Source organism: Clavibacter californiensis (assembly GCF_021952865.1).
Lineage (GTDB): Bacteria > Actinomycetota > Actinomycetes > Actinomycetales > Microbacteriaceae > Clavibacter > Clavibacter californiensis.
In genome coordinates this window covers 198,700-219,477 of record NZ_CP040792.1, presented here as the reverse complement: position 1 = coordinate 219,477, position 20,778 = coordinate 198,700, and the positions used below count along the sequence as shown (strand labels likewise).

22 protein-coding genes and 3 tRNA genes are annotated in these 20,778 nt (G+C 72.8%); 21 read left to right on the top strand and 4 right to left on the bottom strand.

All coding sequences use genetic code 11. The features are described from left to right. Nucleotides 1-154 precede the first annotated feature (154 nt). The 7 genes from FGD68_RS01165 to FGD68_RS01135 all read left to right on the top strand — a co-directional run bounded on the left by FGD68_RS01165 (nucleotide 155) and on the right by FGD68_RS01135 (nucleotide 4,390). Nucleotides 155-1,093: an aldo/keto reductase gene (locus tag FGD68_RS01165; protein ID WP_237609676.1), complete on the top strand. Its 939-nt coding sequence runs from the start codon at nucleotides 155-157 to the stop codon at nucleotides 1,091-1,093. Between the two features lie 113 nt (nucleotides 1,094-1,206). Further along, nucleotides 1,207-1,278, top strand: a tRNA-Thr gene (locus FGD68_RS01160). 42 nt (nucleotides 1,279-1,320) lie between these two features. Continuing rightward, nucleotides 1,321-1,394: transfer RNA gene (locus FGD68_RS01155), tRNA-Met, on the top strand. Between the two features lie 164 nt (nucleotides 1,395-1,558). Next, on the top strand, nucleotides 1,559-1,756 hold the full coding sequence (locus tag FGD68_RS01150; protein WP_104235274.1) for a hypothetical protein: 198 nt from the start codon (nucleotides 1,559-1,561) through the stop codon (nucleotides 1,754-1,756). Between the two features lie 591 nt (nucleotides 1,757-2,347). Further along, nucleotides 2,348-2,797 (top strand): FAS1-like dehydratase domain-containing protein, encoded by a 450-nt coding sequence (locus FGD68_RS01145; RefSeq protein WP_104235275.1) that lies wholly within the window; start codon nucleotides 2,348-2,350, stop codon nucleotides 2,795-2,797. Continuing rightward, the gene (locus FGD68_RS01140) at nucleotides 2,794-3,228 is read left to right on the top strand and encodes a MaoC/PaaZ C-terminal domain-containing protein (RefSeq protein WP_104235276.1); all 435 of its coding nucleotides are present in this window, start codon (nucleotides 2,794-2,796) and stop codon (nucleotides 3,226-3,228) included. The genes FGD68_RS01145 and FGD68_RS01140 overlap by 4 nt, the downstream gene beginning before the upstream one ends. Before the next feature lie 7 nt (nucleotides 3,229-3,235). Beyond that, the gene (locus FGD68_RS01135) at nucleotides 3,236-4,390 is read left to right on the top strand and encodes a UDP-N-acetylmuramate dehydrogenase (protein WP_119372618.1); all 1,155 of its coding nucleotides are present in this window, start codon (nucleotides 3,236-3,238) and stop codon (nucleotides 4,388-4,390) included. Between the two features lie 33 nt (nucleotides 4,391-4,423). Here FGD68_RS01135 and FGD68_RS01130 read toward each other — a convergent pair whose 3' ends face one another. Beyond that, on the bottom strand, nucleotides 4,424-5,653 hold the full coding sequence (locus tag FGD68_RS01130; RefSeq protein WP_119372617.1) for a pyridoxal phosphate-dependent aminotransferase: 1,230 nt from the start codon (nucleotides 5,651-5,653) through the stop codon (nucleotides 4,424-4,426). Between the two features lie 176 nt (nucleotides 5,654-5,829). Between FGD68_RS01130 and FGD68_RS01125 the strand changes: the two genes are divergently transcribed. From FGD68_RS01125 to FGD68_RS01100, 6 genes are all read left to right on the top strand, one after another. Next, nucleotides 5,830-5,902: transfer RNA gene (locus FGD68_RS01125), tRNA-Trp, on the top strand. Between the two features lie 87 nt (nucleotides 5,903-5,989). Continuing rightward, complete coding sequence (gene secE, locus FGD68_RS01120; RefSeq protein WP_104235279.1) at nucleotides 5,990-6,262, top strand: preprotein translocase subunit SecE; 273 nt, start codon at nucleotides 5,990-5,992, stop codon at nucleotides 6,260-6,262. 186 nt (nucleotides 6,263-6,448) lie between these two features. After that, nucleotides 6,449-7,483 carry a transcription termination/antitermination protein NusG gene (nusG, locus tag FGD68_RS01115; protein ID WP_119372616.1) on the top strand — a complete coding sequence of 345 codons (1,035 nt, stop codon included), beginning with the start codon at nucleotides 6,449-6,451 and terminating at the stop codon, nucleotides 7,481-7,483. Between the two features lie 53 nt (nucleotides 7,484-7,536). Beyond that, nucleotides 7,537-7,968, top strand: coding sequence for a 50S ribosomal protein L11 (rplK, locus tag FGD68_RS01110; RefSeq protein ID WP_012039476.1), 432 nt, complete (start codon nucleotides 7,537-7,539; stop codon nucleotides 7,966-7,968). Between the two features lie 99 nt (nucleotides 7,969-8,067). Next, nucleotides 8,068-8,754 carry a 50S ribosomal protein L1 gene (rplA, locus tag FGD68_RS01105; RefSeq protein WP_012299879.1) on the top strand — a complete coding sequence of 229 codons (687 nt, stop codon included), beginning with the start codon at nucleotides 8,068-8,070 and terminating at the stop codon, nucleotides 8,752-8,754. 150 nt (nucleotides 8,755-8,904) lie between these two features. Continuing rightward, complete coding sequence (locus FGD68_RS01100) at nucleotides 8,905-9,504, top strand: GNAT family N-acetyltransferase (protein ID WP_119372615.1); 600 nt, start codon at nucleotides 8,905-8,907, stop codon at nucleotides 9,502-9,504. 25 nt (nucleotides 9,505-9,529) lie between these two features. Here the strand turns inward: FGD68_RS01100 and FGD68_RS01095 are convergent, their stop codons facing one another. After that, the gene (locus tag FGD68_RS01095; RefSeq protein WP_119372614.1) at nucleotides 9,530-10,606 is read right to left on the bottom strand and encodes a LacI family DNA-binding transcriptional regulator; all 1,077 of its coding nucleotides are present in this window, start codon (nucleotides 10,604-10,606) and stop codon (nucleotides 9,530-9,532) included. 215 nt (nucleotides 10,607-10,821) lie between these two features. On the opposite strand from FGD68_RS01095, the gene FGD68_RS01090 reads away from it, so the two are divergent. The 5 genes from FGD68_RS01090 to FGD68_RS01070 are packed head-to-tail and all read left to right on the top strand — an operon-like array spanning nucleotide 10,822 to nucleotide 16,178. Continuing rightward, complete coding sequence (locus FGD68_RS01090) at nucleotides 10,822-12,171, top strand: ABC transporter substrate-binding protein (protein WP_119372613.1); 1,350 nt, start codon at nucleotides 10,822-10,824, stop codon at nucleotides 12,169-12,171. After that, the gene (locus FGD68_RS01085) at nucleotides 12,168-13,160 is read left to right on the top strand and encodes a carbohydrate ABC transporter permease (RefSeq protein WP_181036638.1); all 993 of its coding nucleotides are present in this window, start codon (nucleotides 12,168-12,170) and stop codon (nucleotides 13,158-13,160) included. Before FGD68_RS01090 ends, FGD68_RS01085 begins: the two co-directional genes overlap by 4 nt. Next, on the top strand, nucleotides 13,160-13,984 hold the full coding sequence (locus FGD68_RS01080) for a carbohydrate ABC transporter permease (protein ID WP_012039470.1): 825 nt from the start codon (nucleotides 13,160-13,162) through the stop codon (nucleotides 13,982-13,984). The genes FGD68_RS01085 and FGD68_RS01080 overlap by 1 nt, the downstream gene beginning before the upstream one ends. Then, complete coding sequence (locus tag FGD68_RS01075; protein WP_119372612.1) at nucleotides 13,984-14,976, top strand: glycoside hydrolase family protein; 993 nt, start codon at nucleotides 13,984-13,986, stop codon at nucleotides 14,974-14,976. The genes FGD68_RS01080 and FGD68_RS01075 overlap by 1 nt, the downstream gene beginning before the upstream one ends. Then, complete coding sequence (locus FGD68_RS01070) at nucleotides 14,973-16,178, top strand: serine hydrolase domain-containing protein (RefSeq protein WP_237609675.1); 1,206 nt, start codon at nucleotides 14,973-14,975, stop codon at nucleotides 16,176-16,178. Before FGD68_RS01075 ends, FGD68_RS01070 begins: the two co-directional genes overlap by 4 nt. A 110-nt stretch (nucleotides 16,179-16,288) precedes the next feature. Here the strand turns inward: FGD68_RS01070 and FGD68_RS01065 are convergent, their stop codons facing one another. Continuing rightward, nucleotides 16,289-17,341, bottom strand: a complete 1,053-nt coding sequence (locus FGD68_RS01065; RefSeq protein WP_390611047.1) for an NADP-dependent oxidoreductase — start codon at nucleotides 17,339-17,341, stop codon at nucleotides 16,289-16,291. A gap of 180 nt (nucleotides 17,342-17,521) precedes the next feature. Then, nucleotides 17,522-18,184 (bottom strand): YqaJ viral recombinase family protein, encoded by a 663-nt coding sequence (locus FGD68_RS01060; RefSeq protein ID WP_119373218.1) that lies wholly within the window; start codon nucleotides 18,182-18,184, stop codon nucleotides 17,522-17,524. Nucleotides 18,185-18,356: 172 nt separating this feature from the next. On the opposite strand from FGD68_RS01060, the gene FGD68_RS01055 reads away from it, so the two are divergent. The 3 genes from FGD68_RS01055 to FGD68_RS01045 are packed head-to-tail and all read left to right on the top strand — an operon-like array spanning nucleotide 18,357 to nucleotide 20,768. After that, nucleotides 18,357-18,587 carry a hypothetical protein gene (locus tag FGD68_RS01055; protein ID WP_104235286.1) on the top strand — a complete coding sequence of 77 codons (231 nt, stop codon included), beginning with the start codon at nucleotides 18,357-18,359 and terminating at the stop codon, nucleotides 18,585-18,587. A 10-nt stretch (nucleotides 18,588-18,597) separates the two neighbouring features. After that, a complete protein-coding gene (locus FGD68_RS01050; protein ID WP_104235287.1) occupies nucleotides 18,598-19,509 on the top strand; it encodes a TOMM precursor leader peptide-binding protein in 912 nt (303 codons plus the stop codon). Next, on the top strand, nucleotides 19,506-20,768 hold the full coding sequence (locus tag FGD68_RS01045) for a YcaO-like family protein (protein ID WP_119373217.1): 1,263 nt from the start codon (nucleotides 19,506-19,508) through the stop codon (nucleotides 20,766-20,768). Before FGD68_RS01050 ends, FGD68_RS01045 begins: the two co-directional genes overlap by 4 nt. The last annotated feature ends 10 nt before the right edge of the window (nucleotides 20,769-20,778 follow it).

Below are 20,778 nucleotides of genomic sequence, written 5' to 3'. Positions count from 1 at the left end.
AGCCTAGGCGACGGCCCCCGGGCGCTCCCGCCGAGCGCGCGGGCCGCGGCCGCGCGGATCCCCGGATGCGGCCGCGGGCGGAATAGCCGAGCGCCTGCGCGCGCTGGGGAAGGGGGCGGCCACCGCCCTCATCACCGGACGAAGGAGATCAGGAATGACGAATCCCGCACGCGTGCCCCTCGGATCCAGCGGCCTGGAGGTGCTGCCCCTGTCCTTCGGCGGCAACGTCTTCGGGTGGACGGCCGACGAGGCCACCTCCTTCCAGCTCCTCGACGCGTACACCGCGGCGGGCGGCAACTTCATCGACACCGCCGACGTGTACTCCGCGTGGAAGCCCGGCAACTCGGGCGGCGAGTCCGAGGAGATCATCGGCCGCTGGCTCGCCTCGCGCGGCCGCCCAGACGACCTCGTCATCGCCACCAAGGTCGGCGCGCACGAGGCCGCGAAGGGCACGTCGCGCGACAGCGTCCGCCGCGGCGTCGAGGCCAGCCTCCGTCGGCTCGGCGTCGACGCGATCGACCTCTACTACGCGCACGTCGACGACCGGGACACCCCGATCGAGGAGACCGTGACGGCGCTCGCCGAGCTCGTGGCCGAGGGCAAGGTCCGCGCCATCGGCGCCTCCAACTTCACCGCCGAGCGCCTGCAGGCCGCGCTGGACGTGTCCGCGCGCGAGGGCATCGCCCGCTTCGAGGTCCTCCAGAACCGCTACAACCTGGTCGCCCGCGACGACTACGAGGGCGAGCTCGCCGACCTGCTCGTCCGCGAGGGCATCGGATCCGCGCCCTACTCGAGCCTCGCCAGCGGCTTCCTCACGGGCAAGTACCGCGGCGCCGAGGTCGACAGCCCGCGGTCGGGTGCGGCGTCGAAGTACCTCGACGACCACGGCCGCGCCCTCCTCGAGGTGCTCGACCGGGTAGCGGAGGCCCACGGCGTCTCGGTCACGACGGTCTCTCTCGCCTGGCTCCGGGCCCAGCCGTCGGTCACCGCGCCCATCGCGAGCGCGCGCGATCTCACGCAGCTGCCCGATCTCCTCGCGTCCGTCGAGCTCGAGCTGACGGCCGACGAGATCCGGGACCTCTCCGCGGTCTGATCCCCGGAAGCCCAGCCGGACGCGCGCCGGTCCGGGCCGTCATGCGTCTCGTGGGCGGTCCCGGACCTGCTATCGTCGTATGGTTCCAGCGCGTCTCCGACGCGCCCGGGCACGCCCCCATAGCTCATTGGTAGAGCACTTCCTTGGTAAGGAAGAGGTAGTGAGTTCAATCCTCACTGGGGGCTCGATCCTCTTCGGGTCCGGCTGCGGCCGGACGCGGGGGTCATGGCGGGGTAGCTCAGGTGGTTAGAGCACACGGCTCATAATCGTGGTGTCGCGGGTTCAAGTCCCGCTCCCGCTACGGAAGCACGGATCGTCAAGCATCCGTCCTCCTCGATAGGCCCCGGACACCTCTCGCCAGGTTCCGGGGTCTTTCCTCTGCCCGCGGGGCTCCGCCCGCCGTCCGCGTGTCCTCCCGCGGCGCCCGGCCTTCCGGCGTCCCCCGCCGCGGCGTAGCCTCCGGGCATGACCCACCACGACTCCACGGATCCCACCGACCACGACCACGCCTCGGGCGCCGAGCACGACGACGTGCTCTACAAGACCCAGGGCAACCCCGTCCCCCACGCCCACGACGAGGAGCGCCGCGAGGCGCCCGCCGGCGGCGACTACACCGCCAGCGAGTCCGAGGAGGAGAAGGAGGCGCGCGAGGGCGGCGCCTGATCCGCATCCCGCGCACCGAGCGCACGAGGGCCGCCGCGACGTGTTCGCGGCGGCCCTCGCGCGTCCCGGGTCGGTCGTCCCGCGTTCCGTGAGGGGCGACACGCCGGGTCCGCACGAGCTCCCGATCCGGGCGGCGTGCCCGGATCCGCATGACGGCGCGGAAGGCACCGCGACACGCCGAACCACTACATGTAGTGGAATGACAGGTCTGTAGTTCGGGTTATATAGTGGAGAACCTCACCGCCCCACCGGGTGGCCGAGCAAGCCGGATCCTCGCGAAGACGCGGATCCGGAGGCCATCGGGGCGAGAGCCACGAGACCTGAGGAACCGCACCGGCGGTTCCCGACCAGACACAACGGGAGGCACCCATGGACTACGACAACAACGACACCGTCGGCGGCTACGCGATCCCCGTCGACCCCATGGAGCTCCTGCAGTGCGACTCCTGCCAGTAGGCAGCTGACGCCGCAGCAGCGGAATCGGGCCCCGGGCCCCGGTCCCCACGAGAAGTGGGGGCCGGGGTTCTCGTGTACCCGGAAGGGGAGAGGCCGGCCCCGTTCGCGCCGACGCCCGCCGCGTAGGATCGTCCGGTGCCAGTGAATCCAGACCTCCAGGGTCGCGTGCTCCCCGCCGCCGCCCCGTACCTGGTGGGACGCGAGAAGGTGCGCGAGTTCGCCCGCGCCGTCGGCGCCACCCACCCCGTCCACCTCGACCCGGATGCCGCGCGCGCCGCCGGCCACGTCGACGTGGTCGCGCCGAGCACCTTCCCCGTCGTGGTGCAGGAGGCGACGCTCGCGCAGCTGCTCGCCGAGCCCGACGCCGGCATCGACTTCAGCCGAGTGGTCCACGGCGAGCAGGCCTTCACCTACACCCGGCCGGTGGTAGCGGGCGACGAGCTCACCGCGACGCTCACCGTCACCAAGGTGGCGACCCTCGGCGGCAACGCGATGGTCACCGCCGAGTCCGCCATGGTCGACGGATCCGGCGCGCACGTCGTCACGGCCGTGTCCACCCTCGTGGTCCGCGGGGACGACGCGTGAGCGCCGCGGCCGTGCCCGTGCTCGCCGACCTCGCCGTGGGCGACGTCGTGGCGGAGCGCTCCGTGCACCTCACGCGCGACTCCCTCGTCCGCTATGCCGGCGCGTCGGGCGACTTCAACCCCATCCACTACCGGGACGACGTGGCCGCGTCGGTCGGGCTGCCGGGTGTCCTCGCCCACGGCATGCTCACGATGGGCCAGGCCGTGCAGCCCGTGGCCGACTGGGCGGGCGATCCCTCGCGCGTCGTGTCCTACGGCGTGCGGTTCACGCGGCCCGTGGTCGTGGATCCCGCCGACGGCCAGGACCTCTCGATCGTCGCCAAGGTCGGTGCGATCGACGCCGATGCCGGCACCGCGCGGATCGACATCGCCGTCTCCGTCGACGGGAAGACCGTGCTCGGCCGCGCGCAGGCGCAGGTCCGGCTGGCGTAGGGCACCCGTGACGATCGAGACCCACCGCGACGCGCCGCTCGCCGACCTCACCACGCTGCGCGTGGGCGGACCGGCCGAGGAGCTCGTCACCGTGAGCGAGCGCGACGAGCTGGTCGACACGCTCCTCGGCCTGTGGGCCGTGGGCGAGGACTGGATGGTCCTCGGCGGCGGATCCAACTCCCTCATCTCCGACCAGGGTGTCGAGGGCACCGTCATCCGCATCGCGACCCGCGGCGTCGACGTCGGTGAGGAGCGCCCGGATGGCACCGTCCTCGTGCGCGTGCAGGCTGGCGAGCCGTGGGACGCGCTCGTCGCGCGCACGGTGGCCGAGGGCCTGACCGGGCTCGAGGCGCTCTCGGGGATCCCCGGATCCACCGGCGCCTCGCCCGTGCAGAACATCGGCGCGTACGGCCAGGAGGTGGCCGATGTCCTCGAGGGCGTCGACTTCCTCGACTACGAGACCGGGGCGGTCGAGCGGCTGGGCGCCGCCGACCTCGGCCTCGGCTACCGCACCTCCGCCCTCAAGCGCGGCCGCGTGGGCGTCGTCCTCTCGGTCGACTTCGCGCTCACCCGCGGCGACGGGCCCGACGCGCTCGGCCTGCCCGTCGCCTATCCGCAGCTCGCGGGCGCGCTCGGCGTCGAGCTCGGCGACCGCGTACCGGTCGCCCGCGTGCGCGAGACGGTGCTCGCCCTCCGTGCCTCCAAGGGCATGGTGCTCGACGACGCGGATCACGACACCTGGAGCGCGGGCTCGTTCTTCACGAACCCCATCGTGAGCGCCGCGTTCGCGCGCACCCTCCCGGCCGACGCCCCGCGCTGGCCGCAGGAGGATCCGCCCCAGGACCTCGTCGTGCCGCTCGGCGACGCATGGGAGGTCGCCGACGCGATCGAGCGCGAGGCCGCCGCGCGTCGCCGCCGCGAGCCCGCCGGCGTGAAGCTCAGCGCCGCCTGGCTCATCGAGCACTCGGGCGTCAGCCGCGGGTACCGGCTGCCGGGATCGGGCGCCGCCGTCTCCTCGAAGCACACGCTCGCGCTCACCAACCGCGGCACCGCGACCGCCGAGGACGTCGCCGCCCTCGCGCGCTACGTGCAGGGCCGCGTGATGAGCGAGCATGGCGTGATCCTGCAGCCCGAGCCCGTGCTGGTCGGCCTCGCCCTGTAGGCGCGGGCCGACCCGCGCGGGCCGGGCGGCGGATCAGGCCAGCAGGTCGCGGATCCGGCGCACGCCCTCGAGCAGCGCCTCGTCGCCGAGCGCGTAGCTGAAGCGCAGGAAGCCGCTCGGGCCGAACGCCTCGCCGGGCACCGCCGCGACCTCGGCCTTCTCGAGCAGCACGTCGGCGACCTCGAGCGAGGTGGTCGGCGTGACGCCATCGATGTCGCGGCCGAAGAGGCCCGTCACGTCGGGGTAGACGTAGAACGCGCCCTGCGGGGTGGGGGTGACGAAGCCGGGGATGGCGTCGAGCTCGGCGACGATCGTGCGGCGGCGGCGGTCGAAGGCCTCGCGCATCTTGTCGACGGTGTCGCGGGGGCCGCGGAGCGCCGCGATGGCCGCGCGCTGCGACACGTTCGAGACGTTGGACGAGAGGTGCGACTGCAGGTTGCCCGCGGCCTTGATGGCGTCGGCCGGGCCGACCATCCACCCGACGCGCCAGCCGGTCATGGCGTAGGTCTTGGCGACGCCGTTCACGAGGATGGTGCGGTCGGCCAGCGCCGGCACCACGTCGACGATGCTCGCGGCCTCGGCCCCGTCGTAGACCAGGTCCTGGTAGATCTCGTCGCTGATGACCCAGAGGCCCTTGGAGTCCGCCCACTCGCCGATCTCCCGCGTCTGCTCGCGCGAGTAGACGGCGCCGGTCGGGTTCGAGGGCGAGACGAACAGCAGCACCTTGGTGCGCGGCGTCCACGCGGCCTCGAGCTGCTCGACCGTGACGAGGTAGCCCTGGTCGGCGCCCGCGAAGACGTCGACGGGCACGCCTCCCGCGAGCCGGATCGCCTCGGGGTATGTGGTCCAGTAGGGCGTGGGCACGAGGACCTCGTCGCCCGGGTCGAGCAGCGTCTGGAACGCCTGGTAGACGGCCTGCTTGCCGCCGTTGGTGACGATGATGCGGTCGATGCCCACGTCGAGGCCCGAGGAGACTCGGGTCTTCTCCGCGATCGCCTCGCGGAGGTCGGGGAGGCCGGCCGCGGCGGTGTAGCGGTGGTTGCGGGGATCCCGCGCCGCCTCGACCGCGGCCTCGACCACGTAGTCGGGCGTCGGGAAGTCGGGCTCGCCCGCCGCGAAGCTGATGACGGGGCGCCCGGCGGCCTGCAGGGCCTTGGCCTTGCCGTCGACCTTGAGGGTCGCGGACTCGGCGATGGATCCGATGCGGGTGGAGACGCGGCTGAGGGGGACTGTGCTCTGCGGTTCGGCCATGCATGTGAGCATAGGGATCCGCGCCCGCCGCCACGCGGGTGCCGACGCCCCTGGCGCCCGCCCCGACCGCGGCCCCGCGGATGCTGGTACACTCGTCCGGGTCGGTATCTCCGCCATGCTCTTCCGCGCCTTCTTCCGTCCGTGCTCGCACGGTCGTGGCGCATGAGGGCAGGCGGGTGTCGACGCAGAGGGTGGTGGCTCAATTGGTAGAGCAGCGGTCTCCAAAACCGCAGGTTGCAGGTTCGAGTCCTGTCCGCCCTGCTAGATGGAACGGGTCCCCGGGCGCGTGACATCGCGGCTCGCCCGAACTCCGGGCGAAGGCCGAGCAATGCAGGAAGGGACCCACGCGTGGCGCGGAAGATCGTCGACGAGCCGAGCGAGGAGATCGTCGCGCAGGCTCGCGAGCAGCGGGACGCACGGCGCAACCCCTTCGCCCGACTGGTGCTCTTCATCAAGCAGGTCGTGCAGGAGCTCAAGAAGGTGGTCACCCCCACCCGCAAGGAGCTGCTGACGTTCACGGGAGTGGTGCTGGCCTTCGTCATCGTCATGATGGTGATCGTCTCGCTCCTCGACCAGCTGTTCGGCTACCTCGCCATCGTGGTGTTCGGCAGCGGCGCCTAGCACCAGGGCCTCCACGCGGAGGCGGCACGGGCCGGGAGGGCGAGCGGCGCGCGGACCACGGGTCCACGCGCGCGGAGCACGGCCGCGGAGCGGATCCTCACGGGTCTCGCATCCGCGCGGCCCGGCGCCCGGACCAGCACGGCACAGAACGGCAACGCACGACGAAGAACGAGGGAAGTAGATCCATTGGCTGAGAGCAAGCGCGACGACGTCGACCTCGCCCCCGCGGCGGAGCAGTCCTCCGAGGTGGACGAGGTCCAGGAGGGCCACGCCATCGAGTCCTCCGAGGAGAGCTCGGACGCGGCGGAGCACACCGCCCTGCACGTCGAGTCCGACTCGGTCGAGACCGACCTGACGGCGGCGCTCGACGCGATGGAGTCCGTCGAGGACCCCGAGGCCGACGCCATCGTCGAGGACGCGCTCGACGTCGACTCGCCCGACGAGGCCGAAGCCGCCGTCGAGGCGACCGACGACGAGGCGGAGGAGGAGGCGGCCGAGGAGGCCCTCGAGGCCGCCGATGTGTCGCCCGCCACCGCGGAGGACATCGCCGAGGCCGAGGCCGACCTGGTCCCCGACGAGGCCGCGACCGAGGACGACGCCGAGGTCGACCCCTACGAGGACTTCCGCAAGGAGCTCCGCTCCAAGCCGGGCAAGTGGTACGTCATCCACTCCTACGCGGGCTTCGAGCGCCGCGTGAAGAGCAACATCGAGAACCGCATGGTGTCGCTCAACATGGAGGACGACATCTACCAGATCGAGGTCCCGATGGAGGACGTCGTCGAGATCAAGAACGGCCAGCGCAAGATGGTCAACCGCGTGCGCATCCCCGGCTACGTGCTGGTGCGCATGGCCCTCAACGAGGACAGCTGGTCGGTCGTCCGCCACACCCCCGGCGTCACGGGCTTCGTGGGCAACGCCCACAATCCCACGCCCCTCCGCTTCGAGGAGGCCTTCTCCATGCTGAAGAGCCTCGTCGAGATCAAGGAGGTGGCGCAGGTCAAGGGCCAGCCCACCAAGGGCGGCCAGGCGCAGCGCGTCGTCGCCGCCGAGGTCGACTTCGAGATCGGCGAGACCATCACGATCAAGGAGGGCTCGTTCGCGGGCCTCCCCGGCTCCATCAGCGAGATCAAGCCCGAGAGCGGCAAGCTCACGGTGCTCGTCTCCCTGTTCGAGCGCGAGACCCCGGTCGAGCTCAGCTTCGACCAGGTCACCAAGCTCTAGGCGGTCGGGCCGCGCGGCCCGCTCGATCTAGCAATCAAGAAGAAGGAAGAGAAATGGCACCGAAGAAGAAGGTCACGGGTCTGATCAAGCTGCAGATCAAGGCCGGCGCCGCCAACCCCGCACCGCCCATCGGGCCGGCGCTGGGACAGCACGGCGTCAACATCATGGAGTTCTGCAAGGCGTACAACGCCCAGACCGAGGCTCAGCGCGGGAACGTCATCCCCGTCGAGATCACCGTCTACGAGGACCGGACGTTCACGTTCATCCTCAAGACGCCCCCGGCCGCGGAGCTCATCAAGAAGGCCGCCGGAGTCGCCAAGGGCTCGGGCACGCCGCACACGGTCAAGGTCGCGAAGCTCACGATGGACCAGGTCCGCGAGATCGCCGAGCAGAAGCAGGCCGACCTCAACGCCAACGACATCGACGCCGCGGCGAAGATCATCGCCGGCACCGCCCGCTCCATGGGCATCACGGTCGAGGCCTAGCCTCCACCACCCGCGGATCCCGACCGGGATCCGCTCCAGCATCACGCGGGAGAGCCGGCCAGGCTCACATCAACCGCACTCTCGAAACAGGAGACACGAATGGCGAAGTCAAAGGCCTACCGGGCCGCAGCCGAGAAGATCGACCTCACCAAGGCGTACACCGCCTCGGAGGCCGTCGAGCTCGCGCGCGAGACCGGTTCCAGCAAGTTCGACAGCACCGTCGAGGTCGCGCTCAAGCTCGGCGTCGACCCCCGCAAGGCAGACCAGATGGTCCGCGGCACCGTCATCCTTCCTCACGGTACCGGCAAGACCGCCCGCGTCATCGTCTTCGCGACGGGCCCCGCGGCCGAGGCGGCCATCGCCGCCGGCGCCGACGAGGTCGGCGGCGACGAGCTCATCGAGAAGGTGGCGGGCGGCTACACGTCGTTCGACTCCGCCGTCTCGACGCCCGAGCTCATGGGCAAGGTCGGTCGTCTCGGCAAGGTGCTCGGCCCGCGTGGCCTCATGCCCAACCCGAAGACCGGCACGGTCACCCCGGACGTCGCGCGCGCGGTGTCCGACATCAAGGGCGGCAAGATCGAGTTCCGCGTCGACAAGCACGCCAACGTCCACTTCGTGGTCGGCAAGGCGAGCTTCTCGCCCGAGCAGCTCTCGGAGAACGTCGGCGCAGCGCTCGAGGAGATCGTCCGCCTCAAGCCGTCCTCCTCGAAGGGCCGCTACGTGCAGAAGGCCACGGTCTCCACGACCTTCGGCCCCGGCATCCCCGTGGACGTCAACTCCATCTAGCACCGCCGCGCGCGAGCGCACGCACGACCAGCAGCACAGGAAGGGCCCGCTCCGGCGGGCCCTTCCGTCGTTCCCCGGGGCGGGGTGGCGTCGAGGTCCGGCGGGCCCTTCCGTCGTCCCCGGGGTGCGCGCCTGCCTAGGCTCGTGAGGGTGAGCATCCCGGATCCCGCCGTCGAGCCCGTCATCCCGTCCTTCCGCGTCGCGACGTCCGCCGACGCGGACGAGGTGGCCGCCCTCGCCGCCCGCACCTTCGCGCTCGCGTGCCCGCCGACGACGACGGCGGCGGCCATCGCGGAGCACATCCGCGCCGTCCTGTCGCCCGCGCGCTTCCGGGCGCACCTCGCGGATCCCGCGCACCGGGTCGTGGTCGCGGAGGTGGACGGGCGACCGGTCGGCTACACGATGGTGGTGGCCGCACCGCCCGCGGATCCCGACGTGGCGGGCGCGCTCCGGCTGCGGCCGGAGGTCGAGCTGAGCAAGGTGTACGTCGAGCGGGGGTCGCACGGCGCGGGCGTCGCGCGTCCGCTCATGGAGGAGACGCTGCGGGTCGCGCGCGAGCTGGCGGGGGAGCGGGGGCGCGACGCCGACGCCGGGATCTGGCTCGGCGTCAACGAGCACAATGCGCGCGCCATCCGCTTCTACGAGCGCAGCGGCTTCCGTGTCGTCGGGACGCGGTCGTTCCGGCTCTCGGACGCCGTCGAGAGGGACCACGTCATGGAGCAGCCGCTGGCCGCGACCGCGACGGCGTAGGGCGGCACGGTTCCGGATCCCCTCGTCAGGCCGTGTCCGCCAGGCGCGCCGCGGCGCGACCGGCCGCGCCGCCGTCAGCCCGGGCGACCGGGGTGATCGAGCCGCGCTCGACCACCGGCATCCCCACGAGGCGCTCGCCCGGCTCCGCGTCCCGCAGGACGAGACGCACGGCCTCGCGCCCCATCTCCTCGTGCGGGAGGGCGATGGTCGTGAGGCCGGGCCGCAGGTAGGACGCCAGCTCGTCGTTGTCGAAGCTGACGAGAGAGATGTCGGTGCCGACGCGGATCCCGCGCTCCTGGCACGCCTGGTACGCGCCGAACGCCATGCGGTCGTTGAGGCACAGCATCGCGCGGATGTCGGGCGCCGCGTCCAGCATCGCGCCCGCGGCCTCGTAGCCGAGGTCGGGCTCCCAGTCCGCGCACGACCGCTCCGCCGTGAAGCCCAGGCCGAGCTCGGCCATCTCGGCGCGGATCCCGCGCAGGCGACGAGCCACGGTCTCCGAGCGGAACAGGCGGCGCTCGGTGTCGACGTCGCTGCCGAGCAGGGCGATGCCGTCGACGTGGCCGGCGGCGGCGATGAGGTCGACCGCGCGGCGACCGCCCTCCTCCTCGTCGGGCAGGACGGCGCGTCCGTGATGGGGGCTGGTGGCGTTGAGCATCACGACGGGCGTCGAGGCGGGGACGTCGGGGACGACGAGCTCCCGCGCGCGCATGGTGGCGAAGACGATGCCGTCGACCTGGCGGTCGAGCACCGCCGCCACCGCCTCGGACGCGCGCGCCTCCTCGCCGCCGGTCTCGAGCACCAGCACCACGTGACCGGCGCGCTCCGCCTCGACGAGGGCGCCGCGGATGAGGCCGCTCGCGAAGCGGGTGGTGGCGACGACGTCCGAGATGAAGCCGATGGTGAGCGACCGGTCGGTGCGGAGGGCGCGGGCGCCCATGTTGGGGCGGTACCCGAGCTCCGAGGCCGCCGCCAGGACGCGGCGGTGCGACTCCTCGGAGAAGCGCGTCGCGGGCGTGCCGTTGAGGATCTGCGACGCCGCGGTCGGGGAGAGGCCGGCCATCCGGGCAACGTCCGCGAGGGTCGGTCGCTTCTGGCGCATGTGGCGTCCTCCTCCTCGTGAGCGTATCCGGTGATCCGGCGCCTGCCGTGATCGCGGGTTGACACCCGGGGTGGCGGCGCGCATGATCTTCTGCACCCGGTAAATGGATTTACCACTACCGTCACCATGCCACGCCGCGGGCACCGCTGTCCTCGGCCGGGCCCCCACCCGCCCCACCGGCCCCGCCCTGCACCACCTGACGAAGGAGTCACCGCATGTCCACCATGAGAAGGGCGGGACGCGCGGCAGCGCTCACCGCCGCCGCCGCCATCTCGGCGCTCGCCCTCGCGAGCTGCGCGCCCGGCAGCGCACCCGTCGCCTCCGCACCCGCGGGCGACGTGAGCACCGCGATCCCCACCGACGACGTCACCATCCGGATCCAGGACGAGACCGGCTTCCCGGTCACGGACGAGCTGACGGCCGAGTTCACGAAGCAGCACCCGAACGTGAAGTTCGACATCACGCGCGACAGCTTCCAGAACCTCCTCGCGAACACGCCGCGCCTCCTCGCGAGCGACGACGCACCGGACCTCATCCGCCTCTCGACGCTCGGCACCACGGTCAAGGACGGGCTCCTCACGAACCTCGACCCGTACTTCGACGCCTACGGCTGGGACCGCTTCCCGGCCGGCCAGCTCGCGGGGGCCCGCATGGACGACACGGGCGTGCGCGGCGAGGGCTCGCTGTGGCAGTTCGGCATCGGGTACAGCGTCACCGGCATCTACATGAACCAGAAGCTGGCCGACCAGGTGGGCATCACCGAGATGCCGACCACGATGGACGAGCTCGAGGCGGACCTCGCAAAGGCGAAGGACGCGGGCGTGCTCCCCATCCAGACCGGCATGCAGGACGGCGTCGGCACCTTCATCCTCCAGTCGCTCATCAACCAGCAGGGCGACACGCAGGACCTCGTCGACTGGATGTACAACAAGCCGGGCGCGACCATCCAGACCGATGCGGCGCTCGCGGGCGCCACGAGGTTCCAGGACTGGGCGAAGGCCGGGTACCTCCCGCCGGACGTCAACGCCATCAACTACACGACCATGGTGTCGAACTTCTCGGCCGGCCAGGGGCTGTTCATGTGGGACGGCAACTGGGACGCCGCGAACGTGGAGAAGGCCCTCGGCCAGGGCGGCGCGCAGTTCGCGCTCGTGCCGCCGGTCGAGTCGGGCGGGAAGCACGTCGCGATGGGCACGGGCAACACCTTCGCCATCCCGGCCAAGTCGAAGAACGCCGACGTGGTCGCCGCGTTCCTCAACTGGATCGTGACAGACGAGAAGGCGCGTCAGATCGTCGTCGACGTGACGGGCGCGTCGCCCGGCGGCGACCCGGCCCAGGCGCTGCCGACCGCCCAGGAGGGAAGCCTCATCGCGAAGGCCCTCGAGCTGTCCGCGGTGGTCGGGGACGACGACGGCTTCGTCGACTTCATGGCGAACAGCACGGCCGGCATCTACCAGGGCTCGCTCCAGCCGAACGAGCAGCTGCTGCTCACCGACAAGATGACGCCCGCGGACTTCCTGAAGGCCACGCAGGACTTCTACGAGCAGGACCTCGCCGCGCAGTGAGCACCACGGATCGCACCATCCCCGCGGGGGCGACGGCAGCCGCCGCCGTCCCCGCGGGGCCGTCCCCTCGAGGCAGCGGGCCCGGGCACGCGCCCGCGAGGCGCCGCCGGCTCGGCCCGGAGGCCCGCCGGACCGCGACCGTCGGCTGGATCATGCTGCTCCCGGCCGTCGCCGCCTACGGGGCGTTCGTCGTCTGGCCGCTCATCACGGCGGTGCAGTACTCGTTCTACAAGTGGAACGGGATCGGCGCCTCCACCTTCATCGGCCTCGACAACTACGTGCAGATCTTCACGGACACGCGGCTGCTGACGCCCATCGTCAACGCGCTGGTCCTCGTGGTCTTCTTCATGGTGATCCCCATCACCGCCGGCCTCGCGCTCGCGACGCTCCTGCGCGGCATGAAGCCGGGACCGTTCGCGTCGATCTCGCGCACCATCCTGTTCCTGCCGCAGATCGTCCCGCTCGTCGCGGCGGGCATCGCGTGGTCGTGGATGTACGCGCAGTCCGGCACCATCAACTCCATCCTCGATGCGGTGGGGCTCGGCTTCCTGTCCCGTTCCTGGCTCGCCGACTTCGGCACGGCGCTGCCCGCGGTCGGGCTCATCGGATCCTGGGTGCTCACGGGCCTGTGCACCGTGCTGCTGCTCACGGGCATGGGCAAGATCGACGGCTCGCTGTACGAGGCCGTGCGGCTCGACGGCGCAGGCTTCTTCCGCGAGTTCGTCACCATCACCCTGCCGGGCCTCCGGCAGGAGATCGCGGTGCTCGTGACCATCACGGTCATCGCCGCCCTGAGCACGTTCGACATCATCTACACGACCACCAAGGGCGGGCCGGGCACCACGACGCTCGTGCCCGGCATCGAGATCTTCCGGCTCGCGTTCGTGCAGAGCCAGGTGGGCCTCGCGTCCGCGTTCGGCGTGGTGCTGCTCGTGTTCGTGCTGCTGCTCGTGCTCCCCGTCCAGCGACTCTCGAGGGAGCGCGACTGATGATCGTCAACCGCACCGAGCTCGTCGTGGGCCGCATCCTCCTGATCGCGGTCCTCGTGCTCACCCTGCTGCCCTTCGCCAGCATGCTCACCGCCGCGCTGCAGTCGCCCGACTCGCTGCCCAACGGCTTCTCCTGGCCGACGCCCGCCTACTGGGAGAACTTCGTGACGGCGTTCACGGTCGGGAACATCGGCACGCTGATGCTCTCGAGCCTGTTCATCGTGGTGATGGTCGTGCCCGTCAGCCTCGTCTGCGCCACGCTCGCGGGCTACTCGCTCGGGAACCTCCGGGTGCCCGGCGGGAAGTACGTGCTCGTCGCCATGATCATCGGGCTGACCATCCCGTTCGAGGCGATCATCATCCCGCTCTACTACCAGATGACGGGCTTCGGACTCATCAACACCAGGTGGGCGGTCATCCTCCCGCTCATCGGGCTGTACATGCCGTTCAGCGTGTTCTGGATGCGCGCGCACTTCGTCGGCGTGCCGCGCGAGCTGTCGGAGGCCGCGCGCGTGGACGGCGCGAGCATCTGGCAGGAGTTCCGGAGCATCCAGCTGCCGCTCGCGCGGCCGGCGCTCTCGGCCCTCGGGATCCTCCTGTTCCTCTGGACCTGGAACCAGTTCCTGCTGCCGCTCGTGATGATCGACGACCCGAGCGAGCGCACCATGGCCGGGGCGCTCGGCGCGTTCCAGGGCCAGTACATCGACGCGCTGCCGCTGCTCTTCGCGGCGTCGCTGATCGTGATGCTGCCCACGGTGATCGTGTACGTGATCTTCCAGCGGCAGTTCATCGCGGCGCTCCTCCAGGGCGCGGTGAAGGGCTGATGGCGTTCGCGCTGCCCGGACACTGGGTCTGGGACTCGTGGACCGCGGTCGACGGCGACACGACGCACCTCTTCTACCTGCACGCGCCGACCGCGCTCGGGGATCCGGACCTGCGACACCGGAATGCCGCCGTGGGTCACGCGACCTCGACCGACCTCGTCACGTGGACCGACCACGGCGTCGTCCTCGAGCACGGGCCGGCCGGGTCGCCGGACGCGTCGGCGACGTGGACGGGCAGCGTGACGCGCGACCCGTCGGGGCTCTGGCGGATGTCGTACACGGGCTCGGTGTTCCCGCGGGACGACGCGGGCGTGAACGTGGAGACCGTGCTGCAGGCGACCTCGACCGACCTGCACCGGTGGGTGAAGTCGACGGGATCCGCGCTGTCGGCCGACCCGCGCTGGTACGAGACGCTCGCCGACGGCACGTGGCGCGAGGAGGCGTGGCGGGATCCCTGGGTCGAGCGGGACCCCGCGGGCGACGGCTGGCGCATGCTCGTCACCGCGAGGTCCCGGGCGGACGCATCCGAGGCCGGGGCGGATCCGCTCGACCGCGGGGTCGTGGGCCAGGCGGTCTCGCCCGACCTCGTGGCGTGGGCGGCCGCTCCGCCGCTCAGCGCGCCCGGCGCCGGATTCGCGCAGCTCGAGGTGCTGCAGGTCGCCGAGGTCGAGGGCCGGCGGGTGCTCGTGTTCTCGTGCGCGGGATCCGACCTCGCGGGCGCGCGCGCCGGCCAGGAGGGCGGCGTCTTCGCGCTGCCGCTCGACGACGACCAGCCGTTCGGCCGCCCCGTCGACATCGGGCGCGCCCGGCTCCTGCACGGCGAGGGGCTGTACGCCGCGCGCATCGTGCATACGCCGTCGGGCCCGGCGCTCCTGGGCTTCGAGGACGCCGGCGCGGACGGCTCGTTCGTCGGCCGCATCCCGGATCCGGTGCCCGTGCGCTGGGACGCGGCGGGGCTGCTGGTCGCGACGCCCGCAGGGTCCGCGTCATGACCGGTGCGGGCGCCGGCGCCCGCACGCGCGTCGACGGCGTGGTCGGCTGGGTCGCGCCCGGCTTCGAGGGCGTGCGGCGCGCGTTCGCGGACGCCGTCGCGTCCGACGTCGGCACGGGCGGCGCGCTCTCCGTCCGGCGCCGCGGCGACGTGGTGGTGGACCTCGCGGGCGGGGTCGCCGACGACGTGACCGGCCGCGAGTGGGGGCTCGACACCCCGAGCGTGCTGTTCTCCGCGACCAAGGGGGTCATGTCGATCCTGGTCGCGCGCCTCGTCCAGGACGGGCGGCTCCGCTACGACCAGCCGGTCGCCGAGCTGTGGCCCGAGTACGCCAGGGCCGGCAAGGCGGGCACCCGCGTCGCGGACGCGCTCGCGCACCGAGCCGGGCTCGCGGCACCGCACCGGGACTGGACGCTGTCCGACCTCGTCGACTGGGATCGCGCTACCGCGCTCGTCGCGGCGGAGGAGCCGAGATGGGAGCCCGGCACCGCGTGGGCGTACCACGCCATCACGCACGGCTGGCTGACGGGCGAGATCGTGCGGAGGGTCACCGGGCTCATGCCGGGCGCGTGGTTCCAGGCGCTCGCGACCGGTCCGCTGGGGGTGGACGCCTGGATCGGGATCCCGCCCGAGGACGGCGAGCGCGTCGCGCGCATGCGCGTGGGCACGACGCTGCGGGAGCTCACCTCCCGGCAGCGCGCGGATGTCGCGGCGGGCGGATCCGACCTGCCGCTGCGCGCCCTCACGCTCGGCGGCGCGCTGCCGCTGGAGCTCGTGGGCGACGACGCGGGCTTCTCCCGCGCGGACGTGCAGGCGGCGGAGATCCCCGGCGCCGGCGGCATCGGCACGGCCCACGCGCTCGCCGCCGTCTGGTCGGCCGTGGTCGTGGAGACCGCGGGCGTGCGCCTGCTCGACGACGACACGATCCGCCTCGCGACCCGTCCCGTCTCCGGCGGCGACGAGCCGCCCGCGTTCGACGCGCAGAGCCCGTGGCCGCGCTGGGGCATGGGCTTCCAGCTCGACTCGGACGCGCGCCGCTACCTCGGACCCGGCAGCCTCGGCCACGACGGCGCCGGCGGACAGGTCGCCTTCGCCGACGTCGAGCACCGGGTCGGCTTCGCGTTCCTCACCAACCGGATGGAGGCCGACGACGACCGCGGGACCCGGATCGTCGACGCGCTGCGGGAGGCGCTGCCCCGCTGAGCGGGCGGAGCGGGCGAGGGTCAGCCCCGCGCCACGTCGAGGACGACCTTGCCTGTCGGGGCGGGTCAGCCTCGCGCCACGTCGAGGACGACCGTCCCTGTGGGGGCGGGTCAGCCCCGCGCCACGTTGAGGACGACCTTGCCGCGGGCGTGCCCGCTCTCCATGTGGCGGTGCGCCTCGGCGGCGTCCTCCAGGTCGAAGACCTCGTCGACGTAGACCTTGATGTCGCCCGACTCCAGCAGGCGCGAGATCACCGCGAGCTTCTGCCCGTCGGGCGCGACCTCGTAGTGGGTGGCGCGCACGCCGACCGCGGCCGCGTCCTGCACGAGCGTCGGCCAGCCGCGGACGGGCGCGCTGACCAGGAGGCCGCCGCGGCGGAGGACCTGCAGCGAGCGGGTGCCGGTGTCGTCCGTGCAGTTGCCGACCAGGTCGATCACCACGTCCACGTCGGCGAGCACGTCCTCGAAGCGCACCTGCGAGCGGTCGATGACCTCGTCGGCGCCGAGCTCCGCCAGCCAGTCGACGTTGCGGGGCGAGCCCGTCGCGACGACCCGGGCGCCGAAGTGGCGCGCGAACTGCACGGCGAAGTGGCCGACGCCGCCCGCTCCCGCGTGGATCAGGACGACCTGGCCCTCGTGCGCCCTCCCGATGTCGACGACCATGCCCCATGCGGTCAGGGCGCTGACGGGCGTCGCCGCGGCCTCCACGTGCGAGAGGCGCGCGGGCTTCCGCGCGAGGCTCACGCTCGGGACGGCGATGTAGGGGGCATAGCTGCCGGGCATCCGCGGCACCATGGCGAGGCCGAACACCTCGTCGCCCGGATGCAGCGCGTGGTCCTCGTAGGGCGACTCGACGACGACGCCGCTGAAGTCGCGGCCGAGCACCGCGGGCAGGGCGCCGAGGGTCGGGCCGCCCGGCTCGCCCGCGCGGAGACGCAGGTCGATGGGGTTCACGCCCGCGGCGACGACCTTCACGAGGACCTCCGAGTCGAGGCGGTGCGGCACCGGCACGTCCGCGAGGTGCAGGACGTCGGGCCCTCCGGTCTCCGTGACGACGACCGCGCGCATCGTCTCCCCGTGGGGCGCCAGGGCGACGGCGGCAGCCGCCCGATCCCGCTCGGCCGCGGCGGCGACGCCGGCTCTCGACTGGACGACCTGGCTCATCGTGAGACCCCTCCTCGGAACGCGGCGGCATGGTGGATCCCACCGGCCCCCGCTCCTCCAGTGAAGTCGCCGCGTGAGTCGGGCGTGTTTCCGCGGTGTTCCCCGGGCGAGAAGAATGCCGAGGGCACTCGGCGACGGGCGCGGCGCCGGCACGACGCACGCACGACGGACCGGCGCGGATCAGGCCAGGCCGCGGGCTCCGGCCGGCGCGTTCGCCATGCGCACGATGAGCGCGATGAGGTCGTTCGCGCGCGCCACTAGCGCGGCGATCTCGGCCTCGTCGCGGTCGATCCACTTGCACTTCGGGATGTCGTGCACGGGCACGAAGTCGACGTGCTGCTCCCAGACGATGAGCGAGCGCTCGGCACCGAGCACGTACTGCTGCCACCAGATCTGCCGCAGGTAGTTGCGCGGGATGCTGCGCCACGGCTTCGCGGTCGTCTTGATCTCCGCGAGCTCGAGCCGGCCGTCCGACCGGAGGCCCACGCCGTCGGGGGTCGCCAGGTGGCGGCGCTGCCCCTCCGCGTGGAACAGGTGCGCGCTCGGCACGATGCCGTGCTCCGCCTCGACCCAGCGGGCGATCTCGGGCTCGCGCTCCCGGCCGTGGTCGGTGTAGCGGTTGCCGCCGAAGCCGGATCCGTAGAGCTTCTCGAGCGCGACGGCCTGCAGCGAGGCGTCGGTCGCGAGGCGCGCGACGTCGGTCGCGGTGATGCCGAAGCTGCGGGCGCGGAGCCAGGCGACGCGATCCGACGAGTGGGCGACGATGCGCGTCAGGTGCGGCGGGGGAGGAGGCGGCGCGGGTGCTGCCGGGGCGAGGTCGTCCTCCCAGGGGAAGGCCAGCATCTCGTCCGTCACGGGCTCCAGGGTACGCGTCGGATCCGACCCGGGCCGCCTCGACGCGGGCGGATCGTGCCGCCTCGCGGATGGGTTGTCAACAGGTAATGCGCATCTGCCCAGGTCACGGAAGATCGTGCTAGAAAGGCGTCGTCCCACCCACCCAGAGGAAGGAACGGCAATGTCACTGCTCATGGAAACGGCGGCCCCGGCTCAGCTGCTGCCCACCACCGCGCCCGAGGTCGCCCCGGCGGCCGCAGGCGACGCAGCGTCGGACGCGCTGCTGGCGGAGGCCTTCGGCTTCACCATCACGCACCGCGGCGCGGAGGAGGAGATGGTGATGGGCGACGTCACCCTGTGCTGCAGCACGACGTGCTCGTCGAGCGGCAGCGGCCACCAGCAGCCTCGCTGATCGCCCGCGCATGGATTCGTCGACCACGTACTCGGTGAGTCCCCGCTACGCCGTCGGGGAGGTGGAGGACACCCTCCACCTCCTCGGCGGTCGCGAGCTGGTCTCCCTGCAGCTGCCCTCGGGCGACGCCGTCTCCGCGGTGTCGCGCCTCCTCTCCCGTCCCTTCACCCGCGCGGACCTCGATCGGGCCTTCGCCGCGCACGCCCCCGCCGTGGCGCACCTGGTCGACGAGCTCGTGCTGCGCGACGTCGTGGTCGGGTCGCCGTCCGGCTCCGCGGGATCCGTCCCCGACGAGCTCGCGCACGTCCTCGACGAGGCGCGGCGCAACGGCGGCGACCGCACCGGGCTCGGTCCCGTGCGCGACCCCGCGTCGCCCGCCCGGGTCGCGCTCGTGGGCGACATGATCCCGTCGCTGCTCACGGGCCTGGCGGAGGCCCTCCCCTCCGCCGAGCTCGGCGACGAGCACGACGCCGACCTCGTCATCGCGGTCGGCTCCCGGCCGGTCCTCCGCGAGGTCGGCGCGCGCATGCACGCCGCGGGGCGCCCGTGGCTCCCGGTGCACCCGTTCGACGGCCGCTTCCAGCTCGTCGGGCCGGTGGTGGTGCCCGGGGAGGGCCCGTGCCTCGAGTGCGTCGCGCTGCGCTGGGCGTCGACCACGCCGTTCGCCGCGGATCACGCCGCGGCGGCCGACGCGGTCGCCGTCGTGCCGCGCGACCCGAGCCTCGACGCCATCACGGCGGGGTTCGCCGCGCGCTACGCCGCCCGGTGGATCCACGCCCACGACTGGCTCGTCGCCAGCACCGTGCTCGTCATCGAGCCGAAGGTCATGGAGGCCGAGGCGCACGCCGTGTTCCGCGTCGCGCGCTGCGGCACGTGCGGCCCCCGCCCCTACGCCGGCATCGTCTCGCCGTGGCGGGCATGAGCCGCGGCGGGGCGGGCGTCGTGAGTCCGTACACGGGGCTCGTGGAGCACGCGCATCCCATGGCCTTCACGCCCGACGCCATCCCGGACGCGCTGTACTCGGGCCGCTCCGCGGACACCGGGTTCCTCACCGGCACGGAGTCCGAGCGCTTCAGCATGGGGCCGGGCGGGTCCCGGATGGAGGCGCGCAGGTCGTGCATCGGCGAGGCCGTCGAGCGCATGTCGCTCGCGGGCGCCCCCGGCGGGTTCCGCGCGCCCCTCGGCGCCGACGCCCGCCAGGTGGGGCCGGACGCCTTCCAGCGCTTCCACCCGACGCAGCACGAGGATCCGGCCTTCCACTACGAGCGCGCCCGGCCGGGCGACCTCCTCACCTGGATGCCGGCGCGGTCCCTGCACCGGGGCGACGCGGTGCACGTCCCCGCGCAGATGGTGGTGTTCGACGACCCGCACCGGGCGGACGGGCACCGGGAGCCGCACGTCGAGCCGGCCACCTCGTCCGGCGTCGCGGCGGGGCCGCACTTCGGGTTCGCCGCGGGCCGCGCGGTGCTGGAGCTCATCGAGCGCGACGCGTTCCAGCGCTCGTGGCTCCGAGGATCCAGGCCCCCGGCATTCGACTGGCGCGGCAGCTCCCGGCTCACCGACGAGACGCTCCGGGAGCTCGAGCGCCTGGAAGAGCTGTGCGGCCGGTTCGGCGCGTCGTTCTCGGTGCGCGTGCTGGACGCGGCGGCGGACGTGCCCGTGCTCCTCGCGGTCATGCGCAGCGACCGCATCGGCGTCGCGGTGGGATGCGCGGCCGACTTCCGGCTCGACCGGGCGATCCTCAACGCGGTCCGCGAGGCGCTGCACACGCACAACTGGTGCCTGCGGCTGCTGGCGGAGCCGACCATCGACGCGGCGGACGTGGTCGAGTTCGAGGACCACATCCGGCTGCACTGCCGCCCGTCCGCGGGTCCGCTCACGGCCCCGCTCGACGCCTCGGACGAGCGGGTCGCGGCCGTCGGGGGCCCGGACAGCTGGGCGGAGGTCGTCGCCGGGCTCGACCGCGAGGGCATCGAGGTGCTGCTCGCGGACATCACGGCACCCGAGGTGCGTGCGGCCGGCTTCCACGTGGTGCGCGCGCTGAGCCCCGACCTCGTGGCGCTCGACGTGGTGCACGCCGCGCGGTTCCTCGGCCACCCGCGCCTATACCGGCGGTGGCGCGACGGGCCCGCCATCGACCGGCCGGCCGACCTCGTCCCCGTCCCGCATCCGTTCCCGTGACGGCCGCCAC

Excerpts from the sequence above, each read along its gene's own strand:
- FGD68_RS01150 (WP_104235274.1), top strand. The coding sequence starts at position 1,559 with ATGACCCACCACGACTCCACGGATCCCACCGACCACGACCACGCCTCG.
- FGD68_RS01045 (WP_119373217.1), top strand. The coding sequence starts at position 19,506 with ATGAGCCGCGGCGGGGCGGGCGTCGTGAGTCCGTACACGGGGCTCGTG.
- FGD68_RS01080 (WP_012039470.1), top strand. The coding sequence starts at position 13,160 with ATGATCGTCAACCGCACCGAGCTCGTCGTGGGCCGCATCCTCCTGATC.
- FGD68_RS01165 (WP_237609676.1), top strand. The coding sequence starts at position 155 with ATGACGAATCCCGCACGCGTGCCCCTCGGATCCAGCGGCCTGGAGGTG.
- FGD68_RS01060 (WP_119373218.1), bottom strand. The coding sequence starts at position 18,184 with ATGCTGGCCTTCCCCTGGGAGGACGACCTCGCCCCGGCAGCACCCGCG.
- rplA (WP_012299879.1), top strand. The coding sequence starts at position 8,068 with ATGGCGAAGTCAAAGGCCTACCGGGCCGCAGCCGAGAAGATCGACCTC.
- FGD68_RS01050 (WP_104235287.1), top strand. The coding sequence starts at position 18,598 with ATGGATTCGTCGACCACGTACTCGGTGAGTCCCCGCTACGCCGTCGGG.
- FGD68_RS01055 (WP_104235286.1), top strand. The coding sequence starts at position 18,357 with ATGTCACTGCTCATGGAAACGGCGGCCCCGGCTCAGCTGCTGCCCACC.
- FGD68_RS01065 (WP_390611047.1), bottom strand. The coding sequence starts at position 17,341 with ATGAGCCAGGTCGTCCAGTCGAGAGCCGGCGTCGCCGCCGCGGCCGAG.
- FGD68_RS01090 (WP_119372613.1), top strand. The coding sequence starts at position 10,822 with ATGTCCACCATGAGAAGGGCGGGACGCGCGGCAGCGCTCACCGCCGCC.
- FGD68_RS01130 (WP_119372617.1), bottom strand. The coding sequence starts at position 5,653 with ATGCTCACATGCATGGCCGAACCGCAGAGCACAGTCCCCCTCAGCCGC.
- FGD68_RS01095 (WP_119372614.1), bottom strand. The coding sequence starts at position 10,606 with ATGCGCCAGAAGCGACCGACCCTCGCGGACGTTGCCCGGATGGCCGGC.
- rplK (WP_012039476.1), top strand. The coding sequence starts at position 7,537 with ATGGCACCGAAGAAGAAGGTCACGGGTCTGATCAAGCTGCAGATCAAG.
- FGD68_RS01070 (WP_237609675.1), top strand. The coding sequence starts at position 14,973 with ATGACCGGTGCGGGCGCCGGCGCCCGCACGCGCGTCGACGGCGTGGTC.
- FGD68_RS01075 (WP_119372612.1), top strand. The coding sequence starts at position 13,984 with ATGGCGTTCGCGCTGCCCGGACACTGGGTCTGGGACTCGTGGACCGCG.